The sequence below is a fragment of the Paraglaciecola sp. genome (assembly GCF_051252315.1).
Classification (GTDB): domain Bacteria; phylum Pseudomonadota; class Gammaproteobacteria; order Enterobacterales; family Alteromonadaceae; genus Paraglaciecola.
In genome coordinates, this window is record NZ_JBPOFP010000130.1 from 1 (window position 1) to 11,700 (window position 11,700).

The 11,700-nt window shown below is 39.0% G+C and carries 12 protein-coding genes; 2 read left to right on the forward strand and 10 right to left on the reverse strand.

Annotated elements, in window-relative coordinates:
* Nucleotides 1–755 precede the first annotated feature (755 nt).
* A complete protein-coding gene (gene ttcA / locus ACSHXM_RS18545) occupies nt 756–1,688 on the reverse strand; it encodes a tRNA 2-thiocytidine(32) synthetase TtcA (RefSeq protein WP_435691277.1) in 933 nt (310 codons plus the stop codon).
* A 119-nt stretch (nt 1,689–1,807) separates the two neighbouring features.
* Between ttcA and ACSHXM_RS18550 the strand changes: the two genes are divergently transcribed.
* Nucleotides 1,808–2,491: an ABC transporter ATP-binding protein gene (locus ACSHXM_RS18550; RefSeq protein WP_435691279.1), complete on the forward strand. Its 684-nt coding sequence runs from the start codon at nt 1,808–1,810 to the stop codon at nt 2,489–2,491.
* A 34-nt stretch (nt 2,492–2,525) separates the two neighbouring features.
* Complete coding sequence (locus ACSHXM_RS18555; RefSeq protein ID WP_435691281.1) at nt 2,526–3,737, forward strand: ABC transporter permease; 1,212 nt, start codon at nt 2,526–2,528, stop codon at nt 3,735–3,737.
* Here the strand turns inward: ACSHXM_RS18555 and uspE are convergent.
* From uspE to ccoN, 9 genes are all read right to left on the reverse strand, one after another.
* Entirely contained in the window at nt 3,727–4,656 is a 930-nt protein-coding gene (gene uspE, locus ACSHXM_RS18560; RefSeq protein ID WP_435691283.1) for a universal stress protein UspE, read from the reverse strand. The genes ACSHXM_RS18555 and uspE overlap by 11 nt on opposite strands.
* A gap of 75 nt (nt 4,657–4,731) precedes the next feature.
* A complete protein-coding gene (locus ACSHXM_RS18565; protein ID WP_435691299.1) occupies nt 4,732–5,403 on the reverse strand; it encodes a sulfite exporter TauE/SafE family protein in 672 nt (223 codons plus the stop codon).
* Nucleotides 5,396–5,584, reverse strand: a complete 189-nt coding sequence (ccoS, locus tag ACSHXM_RS18570) for a cbb3-type cytochrome oxidase assembly protein CcoS (RefSeq protein WP_435691285.1) — start codon at nt 5,582–5,584, stop codon at nt 5,396–5,398. The genes ACSHXM_RS18565 and ccoS overlap by 8 nt, the downstream gene beginning before the upstream one ends.
* Nucleotides 5,585–5,597: 13 nt before the next feature.
* Entirely contained in the window at nt 5,598–7,967 is a 2,370-nt protein-coding gene (locus tag ACSHXM_RS18575) for a heavy metal translocating P-type ATPase (protein ID WP_435691287.1), read from the reverse strand.
* A gap of 6 nt (nt 7,968–7,973) precedes the next feature.
* On the reverse strand, nt 7,974–8,465 hold the full coding sequence (locus tag ACSHXM_RS18580) for a FixH family protein (protein ID WP_435691289.1): 492 nt from the start codon (nt 8,463–8,465) through the stop codon (nt 7,974–7,976).
* A gap of 74 nt (nt 8,466–8,539) precedes the next feature.
* Nucleotides 8,540–9,496 carry a cytochrome-c oxidase, cbb3-type subunit III gene (gene ccoP, locus ACSHXM_RS18585; RefSeq protein ID WP_435691291.1) on the reverse strand — a complete coding sequence of 319 codons (957 nt, stop codon included), beginning with the start codon at nt 9,494–9,496 and terminating at the stop codon, nt 8,540–8,542.
* A complete protein-coding gene (locus ACSHXM_RS18590; protein ID WP_435691293.1) occupies nt 9,489–9,662 on the reverse strand; it encodes a cbb3-type cytochrome oxidase subunit 3 in 174 nt (57 codons plus the stop codon). Before ACSHXM_RS18590 ends, ccoP begins: the two co-directional genes overlap by 8 nt.
* A 1-nt stretch (nt 9,663) precedes the next feature.
* Complete coding sequence (ccoO, locus tag ACSHXM_RS18595) at nt 9,664–10,269, reverse strand: cytochrome-c oxidase, cbb3-type subunit II (protein WP_435691295.1); 606 nt, start codon at nt 10,267–10,269, stop codon at nt 9,664–9,666.
* Between the two features lie 12 nt (nt 10,270–10,281).
* The gene (ccoN, locus tag ACSHXM_RS18600; RefSeq protein WP_435691297.1) at nt 10,282–11,700 is read right to left on the reverse strand and encodes a cytochrome-c oxidase, cbb3-type subunit I; all 1,419 of its coding nucleotides are present in this window, start codon (nt 11,698–11,700) and stop codon (nt 10,282–10,284) included.

Consider the following 11,700-nt stretch of genomic DNA (forward strand, 5'->3'; position numbering starts at 1 on the left):
CTTGAAATCAGACGTACGGTCAAACGTACCGGGGGTTCGAATCCCTCGCTATCCGCCATATTATGAGAAACCCGCACTTGTTGCGGGTTTTTTATTGCCTAAAATATATTGAAGTATCCAATAGCGAGGGTGAGAAGCCCTGCGGTTCGACAAAATGTCTGGAACATTTTGCACCGCCTCTGGCGCCCGAAGGGCGAATATCAAGGACGATATGAGTGATAAAAGTTTCTGGAAAACTTTTGGACAGCCGAAGGCTGGTCGCGAAGCGACAAAATATAGGACGTATTTTGCAATCCCGTACAGTGACTAGGCACCTTTCAAACAGCCGCTCACTAAACATTGAATAAATCATTTATTCAATGTTGTTCGTTGGGCCTTTTTCATTTACGCGGAATAGCGTCGTGATGAGAAGCCCCGCGGTTCGACTAATAGTAGGGAACGATTAGCACGGCCGAAGGCTGCCCGAAGGGCGAATATCAGGGACGATATGAGTGAGCAATTGTCTGGAACAATTACTACCGCTGAAAGCGCCCGAAGGGGATTGCACATGGACGTGCAAGAGTACATTCCATGCAGTAGATTAGTTATTATCGCGAACCCACGACTCCATCAATGAGCTATTTCATCTTATTTTAGTTTAAAGGCAATGTCATTAGGTAACACATTATCTTGAAATATGTAATACAAATGCTCTTGAAAAATGTATACGTGAATCATTAGTGTTTTTTCTAGTTACTTGTTAATCCTATTCACAGTTAAAGATTATTAACTTCAATTGCCTCAAACTGAGTAATACTAGATGGTTTATCTTCACTTTTTTCTGATGTTAGTGGATCAAACTCGGGCTGGTCAAATCCAATGTCACCGTCGCTAAAAGGGCTGTCTTGGGTCTGTAACTCTTTAAAATTGTAGAGTGAACTGTCAGCCAAATGGGATGGTGTGACGTTTTGTAGGGCTTTAAACATGGATTCAATGCGACTCGGGTAGCGCTTATCCCAGTCTTGTAACATGCCTTTGATCATTTTTCTTTGTAGATTTTCTTGTGAGCCACAAAGGTTGCAAGGAATGATTGGAAACTCTAGTTGAGTTGAATACTCAGCAATATCTTTTTCAGAGCAGTAGGCAAGGGGGCGAATAACCATTTGTTTACCGTCGTCACTGACTAGTTTTGGCGGCATAGATTTTAGTTTACCACCATGGAACATGTTCAAAAATAGGGTTTCTAACATGTCGTCTCTATGATGGCCTAAGGCAATCTTAGTTGCTCCCAATCTTGTGGCGGTTTTGTACAAGATCCCTCGTCGTAATCGAGAACAAAGCGAGCAAGTTGTTTTGCCAGGCTCTATTTTATCAGTGACGATTGAGTAGGTGTCTTCTTCGACTATTTCAAAATCAACCCCTAGATCTTCTAAATAAGCCGGTAAAATATGCTCAGGAAAGCCTGGTTGTTTTTGATCTAAGTTTACTGCCACTATGTCAAAGTTGATAGGAGCAACTCTTTGCATATGTAGTAGCACATCTAACATAGTGTAACTGTCTTTCCCTCCAGACAAACACACCATGACTTTGTCACCGTCTTCAATCATATTAAAATCAGCAATGGCTTTGCCAGTGTTATGGCGGATGCGTTTTTGTAGTTTTTGAAGAATGTTCTTTGGACTTTTATTTGAAGGTGTTGTTTGACTCATTTCGGAAACTTTTATTAATTGGTTAAAACGCTTGTCACAAGCGTAGTGTTACGCAATTATACCTGAAGTTGATCAATAATTGGTATACGTACTGAAACACTTAGGAATATACATTTTATATGGGTGACGCTATTCGCTTAACTGACGTTAAATTCAGCTGGCCTCAACAAACTAAACCACAAATTAACATCAAAAATTGGCAGGTTAAATCGGGCCAAAAGATCTTTATATACGGTCGCTCGGGAGAAGGGAAGTCGACCTTACTTAATTTATTGTGTGGTATCGAGAACCGTTACTCTGGGAAGATTGAAGTAATGGGGCAAGATTTAGCCCATTTAAGTGGAGGTCAAAGAGATACCTTTAGAGCTAATCACATTGGCGTTATTTTTCAGCAGTTCAATTTATTGCCTTATTTAACAGGTTTGCAAAACATATTGTTGGCCAATCAGTTTAAATCTGCGTCACAAGAGGACAACCCTAGTTTATTGTCTTCTATTTGTGAAAAGTTGGAACTCAGTTCTAGTATTCTTAAAAGTAAGGCTAATCAGCTCAGTGTTGGGCAACAACAACGATTGGCTGTGGCTAGAGCATTGTATACACAACCTTCACTTATCATCGCAGACGAGCCTACATCGGCTCTAGACACTGAGTCTAGGAACAAGTTTATCCAATTGCTATTAGACTGTTCAACTAACAGTACACTTGTGTTTGTTAGTCATGATAAAGGCATTGCTTCACATTTTGATAGTCAGCTGGCTCTATCTGAGATCCAGGCCAAGCAGGAGACTCGTTATGATGTTTAGGCTGGTATTAGCAAGCTTGTGGTGTAGACGGCATATGGCGTTTTTGACCGCGCTTTGTATTGCGATTAGTGTTTCCTTATTTATCACTGTTGAACATTTAAGAGTTCAAGTAAAAGATAATTTCCAACGTTCAGTATCTGGTGTTGATTTAATTGTTGGTAGTAGAACTAGTCAACTGAATTTACTTCTTTATTCCGCTTTTGGTTTAGGCCAGGCCGCTGACAATATCACTTGGCAAAGCTTTAATCATATTAAGTCGGATAAACGGGTAAATTGGGCCGTTCCATTAGCCTTTGGAGATTCTCATCAGGGGTATCCTGTCATAGGCACGACTTTAGATTACTTTAAGCATTTTAAATATGGCAACAAGCGCTCGTTAACGTTTTCGAAGGGAAACGTGTTTAACAGTAAATTTGAGTTGGTAATCGGTTCAGAAGTTGCTAAACGCCTTAACTACGACATCAGTCGTGAAATTGTATTAGCCCATGGCCAGGGAAATGTAAGTTTTAAACATCATGACAATCATCCTTTTATCATTTCAGGTGTATTGCAACCAACAGGCACACAAATAGATCAATCTATCTATATTCCTATTCAAAGCATTAATACTATTCATGCACAAGTTCAGAGTACCGATACACATGAGCATGAGCATGAGCACGAACATGAACGTTTAACGTCTATAGAGGGTGATGAAAAAATAAATATTAGTGCATTTTTATTGGGGGTAAATAACAAAATTTCTGTTTTAACCTTGCAAAGAAGCATTAATCAATTTACGGCTGAGCCTCTAACTGCAATATTGCCTGGATTAGCGCTACGGGAGTTGTGGAAAATAGTATCGGTTATCGAAAATGTATTAACGTTAATATCGATACTTGTATTAGTGACGGCACTTATTTGTATGGTCATTATGTTAATGGCCTCAATGCAGCAAAGAGAAAGAGAAGTGACGGTATTAAGGGCGTTAGGGGCGAAACCCTTAATAATTGTTTGGTTGCTCGAAGTTGAAGTGGTCGTTTTGACCCTAGTTGGGACACTATTTGGTGGACTCTTTGTATCCTTAGTATTATTGATTGTTGAGCCTATTTTAGTGGCTCACTATGGTTTATATGTCAATCCATTGATAGATTTTTATTCTTTAATTAGAGTGGGTTTAATGGCACTCATTGCTGCTATTTGTTTGGCCTTAATACCTGCGGTATTAGCCTATAAAAAATCACTCAATTCAGGCCTTAAACTTTAATCGGGCAATCAAAACCTTGTGGCTTGATAGCTAAAACATCGCAGTTTAATTTGTCGATAACATGTTCAGCGGTATTTCCAATTAGAGCCGCTGAAATTCCACTTCTACCAATAGTGCCTAAAACTACCAGTTCTGCATCTAACTCCTCTGCGTATTTAGGAATTACGTCTTCAGGGAGACCAATTTCTACGTGGCAGTTGTTTTTGTCTATATTGTGACGTTGGGCATGTTCATTCATGGTTTCTAAATGATGAGCTTTAGAGGCTTCGTCATAGGACGCTGGGTTAAACTCGGGGATTTCAATGACAATGTTTGCTGGTGTACCTGGATAGGAGTTGACTAAGTGAACGTTAGAGCTCAACAAATGAGCAAAATGTAATGCTTGTTTAGTAATTAAGTGGTTAAGTGAAACATGCTCCTCCATATCAACACCAACATTAACTGCAGCTATTATCTCGCCATGTCTAGGCCATGCATGATCTTTAACTAATAAAACAGGGATTGGCGCTTTACGCATTAAATGCCAGTCAGTGGGAGTGAATATGATTGACTTTAAATTGTCATGTTGTTTGGTTCCCTTAACAATTAAATCAAATCCTTGGTCCAATACCTCATAAATGATGCTCTCATAAGGGCGGTTATGCCAAACCACTTTTACGTCGATGGTGATAGTGACGTTGGCAAATTGATCTTCAATCAGATTTACCAACCAATCCGTTCTATCCTCAATTACGGCTTGGCGCATGTTTTCTCTTTCATCAGACGACAACATGCTGGTCATTTCATAAGAAAGGTCGTAAATGGTTAACATCGCGGTGACGTTGGCTCTGTTAATGTGAGCAATCTCAACCGCTCGAGAAAGTGATTTTTGTTGGTCTGTTTCTGGGTCAATAACAGCCAGTATTTTTTGATAGTTCATAATCTTTCCTGTTAACTCATTAAAACACCAAAATATACTTTAAGCTTATGAAACTATTTGTAAAACTGCCACTTGCTAATGAATAGATAATTGCATTGTTTTGAAAAGCTGAAAACCAGCAAATAATAATAATAATAAACTTATTATATTCCTTACGCCGGCTTGCTGAATGGTAGCCTGAATTTTAGTAAATCCTAATGCCGTTAAAATCATAATAGGTAGTGTCCCTAGGCCAAAACCCAACATGATAATCGCCCCTTGAATACTCGAGCCGCTAGCCAAAGACCAAGTGAGGATTGAATACACTAAACCACATGGGAGCCATCCCCAAATGACGCCATAAGGCAGGGCATACAAAGGGGACTTAAAAGGGATGAACTTTTTAGACCAGGGTTGAATCTTTTTCCATATGATATGGCCTATTTTTTCTATTCTGGTTAACCCATTCCACCAACCGCTAATATAAAGAGCGAGTAGGGCTAAAAATAAGGCGCTTAATAATTGTAGGATGATTAAACCTTGGTGGACTTGATTAGAAAAAATTTTTCCTAATGAACCTGTAACACAGCCTGCAATGGCATAACTAAATATTCGGCCAAAATTATAAGCCAAGGTATAGGGGAGTATATTGGCTGACTTAGGTATGCTAAAACTAAAAGCACCAACAATTCCTCCACACATGCCAACGCAATGAACACCACCTGCTAGGCCAATTAACAAGGCAGAGATAAAGTTTACATCAAGCATCATTGTTTGGTTTATTAGGTTTTTCAGTAGGCTTTTTAGCTAAATCATCATCAAATAAAATGCTGCTTCCTTGACGCTCTAAGTCTTCAAATTGATCTGATTTTACCGCCCAAAAAAACACACATACGGCAATTACCACTAATAGAATGGCTAGGGGTATTAATACGTAAATGATATTCAATTAAATTTCCTGATTATTTTAGTAACCGAATGGAGTTCACCACTACGATTAAGGAACTAAGCGACATGCCGATGACAGCTAACCATGGAGTCAAATGTCCAGTAAATGCTAAAGGTAGCACTATGAGGTTATAAGCGATAGCCCAACTAATATTTTGGATTATTTTTGATTTACAGCGTTTAGCAATATTAAAAACAAGGTTTACCTTGTCCAGTGCATTGTCTAATAGAATAATATCTGAAGAAGATTTAGCGAGGTCTGAGCCTGCTCCTAGTGTTATTGACACATCTGCTTGTGCGAGTACGGGCCCATCATTTATGCCATCTCCAATCATTAACACTGTTTTGTTTTCTGATTGTGCATTTTGAATCAAATTAAGTTTTTGTTCAGGAGTTTGGTCACTGTAATGATTTTCAATGTTGAGCTGCTTTGCTACCTCGGCAACCATTATTGGGCCATCACCACTAATTAAAGAAACTGTATTATCCTTCATTCCACTAATAAAACGCTGGCTGGTTTCTCTAATCGTATCTTTGACAACAAACCCTGCTAATAACTCACTTTGAGACTGTATAAAAACATTACACTTGCGTAAGTCATCTGGAATTTCAAAGTCCATGAATTTGGCCGAGCCTAACTTGTAGTTTATATTTTCTATTGTTCCCTTCAGGCCTAATCCAATGACTGATGAAAATTCTAATACTTGATGTATTTCTGTTGGAACTGAAAAAGCTTTGGCTATTGGGTGAGAAGAGAGTTGTTCTAGGCTACCAGCAAGCTCCAAAATTTGTTGGTCAGACTGAGTCGATATGTTCTGGCACGAAGCTATAGCAAATCGACCATTTGTTAATGTGCCAGTTTTGTCTAATCCAATCCAATTTACTTGTGTTATTTGTTCTAATGCATCTGCTCTTTTTAATAACACACCTTTATTATTTAAGTTAGCAACAGCGCAAGATAAAGCACTGGGAGTGGCGAGTCCCAATGCACAAGGGCAGGTAGCAATTAAAACTGAAACTGTAATCCATAAGGCTTGAGTGTCGTCAATATTTAACCAAACAAAGTAAGTAACCAATGAAATAAGCAAAACACTTACGACAAAATATTGAGAAAACTTATCGGCAATACCGGCTATTTGGGGTTTATTTGCTAGAGCTTGGGTTTGTAGTTTAGAAATTTGATTGACTATTGAGCTTTTCAATATCTTGTCAACGCGAACTGTTAGTGTGCCTAGTTGGTTTACGGTACCGGCAAAAACAGGGTCTCCAATTTCTTTATTCACTAGGTCAAATTCACCGGTTAGCATGGCTTCGTCTAACTGACCATTACCTTTAATAATAGTGCCGTCGATTGGTATTAAGTCTCCGGCTTTGACCAATACTAATTGATCTATTTGTAATGATTTGGCTAAAACGGAGGTTACTTTTCCATCAACCATTAAATTTGCTGTTGTCGGCATATACTCAAGCATATTAGCTGAAAGTTGTGAGGCTTTATATCTGGCGTTATGTTCTAAATAACGGCTAATAAGCAACAAGAAAACAAACATGCATAAGGATTCAAAATAGGTTTGCCCCGAGTTTTGCACCGTCGCGAGTAAACTAGTTATGTAAATAAGGGTTAGGGCAATACAAATAGGTACATCCATATTCACCGACTTTGTTTTTAATGCTCTAGAAGCGCCATTAAAAAACTCAGAGGCTGAATAAAAGATGATAGGAGAGGTCAGTAAAAGGCTTACCCAATTAAAATATTGTTTAGTCTGAGCATCTAAGTGTCCAAACAAATCAAAAAACACACCTAGGTTTAACATCATGACTTGCATGGTCATTAAGCCAGCTAGCCCTAAACGTTTTAAAAAATTCTTGTTCTCTATGCGATAAGTTTGTTCATGTTGCTCAGGATGAAAAGGTTTTGCGTGATAACCAATTTCTTCTATCTTGCTCAGAATTTGACTCAGTTTTATTTCACTATTTAACCAACTGACGGTGGCTCGCCTAGCTGCGACGTTCACGCCTATTCTGCCAATCCCTTGTACCTTGGCTAATTGTTTTTCTATTAACCATCCACAGGCTGCGCAGTTAATTCCAGAAATAGTGAGTTGGATCTCACTGTGTTCATCATCTATTTCAACAAATTCCTGTAAAATGCTTTCATCATCAAATACAGCAAGTTGTTCCAAAATAGAATCTGTTTCGGTATCCGCTTTTTCAGCAAATTCATTTCTAAAACTGTAGTAATTTTCCAATCCATTATCGACAATGGCTTGTGCCACAGCTAAACAACCCAGGCAGCAAAAATATGCTTGCTTGCCTGACACCTCTGTTTGGAAAGTATGTTGTGAGTTATTGTGTAAGCCACAATGAAAACAGACGTTTTGCATAAGGCCTTAGGGTGTTAACTCGAAAGATGATTGTTGGGGTAGGGTAACAACTTGTTGAACTTTCCAAGCATTGTCAAACGGGTGTACGCTTATCCGCCACTTTCCATCTGTAGGTCGGCCATTAAGGGCTCTATAGGTGCCATTAGCATCTTTAAATAATGTGGTGGTGAAGTCTTTGTGGTCTTGCGTAGAATGGTAAAAGTCTAAAGTGAGTGCTTCTCCTTCTGCCGGTTCCCCCGACACAAATACCAGCTCTATATTTTCTTCAGTCACTGTAGCTTGGATAACAATGTTAAGATTTTTTGCATTTTCAATAGCTTGCAACTTTACATTGATGCCTTTGCCTTCTTTATAATAATCGTCAATTACCATGCTATCTTCATTGGTAAACGCCAGGTGCATCATTGTAAAGCTAAGTACCATAGATGTTGCTGGTACTATGATTAAAAACCAAGGCCAGAATTGTTTATACCAGGGTTGGGATTCTTTGGATTGCATGAAATTAACTCTTGAATGAATACAAATATAAAAAAGCCCCACGTTAGCGGGGCTTTTATTAAAAAGCTAGTTACTTATTTACCTTGCGATAAACTGTAAACGTATGAAGCAACTAAATGTACTTTCTTTTCACCTAGGGTGTCTTTGAATGGCGGCATGACACCATTACGTCCGTGGGTGAGTGTTTCAATTACAGATTTATCAGTTGCACCGTATAACCATATTTGGTCTGTCAAATTGGGTGCACCAAAGGCTTGATTACCCTTACCATCAACGCCATGACAAGCAACACAGTTACTAAACTTTTCTTTACCAGCAGCAACCATGTTTTGATCTAGGTCAGGTCTATTGCTTAGACTAAGTGTATAAGCAACAACTTCTTCAACACCTTTAGCTCCTAGAACATCACCCCAAGCAGGCATCATAGCTTTTCGGCCGTGTAGCAGAGTTTCCTTTATTTTTTCAGGAGAACCGCCGTACAACCAATCGTTATCAGTCAAGCTAGGAAAGCCTCGCTGCCCACCTGCATCAGACCCATGACACTGAGAACAGTTTTGAGCAAATAACCTTTGGCCTACTTTTAAGGCACCAGAATCTTTGGCTAATTCAGGTATTGATTTTTCATAGTAGGCATCAAAAATTGGCGCAAATGCTTCATTTGCAGCATCAATTTCACGGTCATATTGACTGACAACGCCATTTGTTTTAAGTGCTTCAACCGCTGCTTTTGATTCTGCCAAAGAACGAATGTCTTGGTTAGAACTTTGCCAGTTCAACACACCTTTAAAATTACCTAAACCAGGGTATAAAACTAAATAAACCAAACCCCACACGATGCAGATGTAAAATAACATCGTCCACCATTTAGGAAGTTGATTATTAATTTCAATGATACCATCAAATTCATGATGCATATCGTCGCCTTCATCAACACCAGTTTTATTCGCTAAACACCAACGCAATAATAAATAACAACCTAAAATTGATCCCAGTGTAATAACTGAAATCCATATGCTCCAAAAACTACTCATCTACCTTAGACTCCCGCTTGCTATTCTCAGGTTCATCGTCAAAAATAAGCCTTTCTGCTTCATCAAAGTTTGCTTTAGATTTGTTACTGAAAGCCCACCAAACAATTCCAATAAAACTTACAAATACAACGACTGTATAAATGCTACCGCTAGTTGCGTAATCCATATTATTTCAATGCCGTACCAAGTGATTGTAAATAAGCAATTAAGGCAACCATTTCAGTTTTACCTTTTACTGCGTCTTTTGCTCCAGCGATATCTTCATCGGTGTAAGGCACACCAAAGTCTCTAAACACTGAAAGTTTTTTAGCTGTTAATTCGCCATCTAGGGTGTTTTCCATTAACCAAGGGAAACCAGGCATATTAGATTCTGGAACAACATCTCTAGGATTAATCAAATGAACTCTATGCCAATCATCGCTATAACGACCACCAACACGAGCTAGATCAGGCCCTGTTCGTTTTGAACCCCATAGGAATGGATGTTCCCATACAGATTCACCCGCTACTGAGTAGTGACCATATCTTTCTGTTTCCGCTCTAAATGGGCGAATCATTTGACTGTGACAACCCACACAGCCTTCACGGATGAAAATATCTCTACCTTCCATCTGCAACGCTGTATATGGTTTCAGTCCATCTACTGGTGCCATGGTTTGCTGTTGAAACATTAGTGGGGTTATTTGAGCCATTCCACCTAAACTGATAGCAACAATAATAAGTACTGTCATTAGACCTACGTTTTTTTCTATTAACTCATGTACATTTTTCATAGTCTGACCTCCTTATGCTGCTTCAGCTTCAAAAGCTGGCTCTTTTAGCGTATCGCCTTTAATTGTTTTATAAACGTTGTAGGCCATGATAAACATACCTAATACAACGAATACTCCACCTATAAACCGAACTAAGTAAAATGGCATAGATGCTTCTAACGACTCAACAAAACTGTAAGTTAACGTTCCGTCCGCATTAATTGCACTCCACATCAACCCCTGAAGTACACCAGAAATCCACATCGCGACTATGTAAAGTACTACACCAATGGTTGCTAACCAGAAATGTACATTAACTAACTTTAAGCTGTACATTTTAGGTTTATCAAATAACACAGGGATCAAATGGTAAATTGAACCAATAGATACCATGGCAACCCAACCTAACGCACCTGAATGAACGTGTCCGATTGTCCAGTCAGTATAATGTGAAAGGGCGTTTACTGTTTTGATGGCCATCATAGGGCCTTCAAATGTAGACATTCCATAAAATGATAAAGAAACAACTAAGAAACGCAGAACAGGGTCAGTACGCAATTTATGCCAAGCCCCAGACAAGGTCATAATACCGTTTATCATTCCACCCCAAGACGGAACAAATAGAATAATTGACATAACCATGCCTAATGATTGAGTCCAATCTGGAAGGGCAGTGTAATGAAGGTGATGTGGTCCAGCCCAAATATATAGAGATATCAAGGCCCAAAAATGAACAACTGATAGTCTATAAGAAAATACTGGGCGTCCAGCTTGTTTAGGCACGAAGTAATACATCATACCTAAAAATCCAGCTGTTAAGAAAAAGCCTACGGCGTTGTGCCCATACCACCATTGGATCATGGCATCTACGGCACCAGAATATATAGAATAGGATTTCGTTAAAGAAACAGGTATCGCCATGCTATTAGCAATATGCAATACAGCAACCGTGATCATAAATGCACCGAAGAACCAGTTCGCCACATATATGTGAGAAACTTTTCTAATGATCATGGTGGCAAAGAAGTTAATGATATAAGACAACCATACTATGGTGATTAATATATCAATTGGCCACTCAAGTTCAGCATATTCTTTTGAACTGGTTAATCCTAATGGAAGAGTGATTGCAGCTAACACAATAACCAATTGCCATCCCCAGAAGGTAAATGCTGCTAGCTTATCGCTGTAGAGCCTTACATGACATGTTCGTTGAACTACATATAACGATGTAGCAAATAACGCACATCCACCGAACGCAAAAATAACAGCATTGGTGTGAAGGGGGCGTAACCTTGAAAAGGTTAACCAAGGTGTGTCAAAGTTCAATGCGGGCCAATATAATTGAGCTGCTATTAACACCCCAACTAACATACCTACAATGCCCCAAACTACGGTCATTACCGCAAACTGCCGAATAACTTTATAGTTATATTCGGGATGTACTTGAAT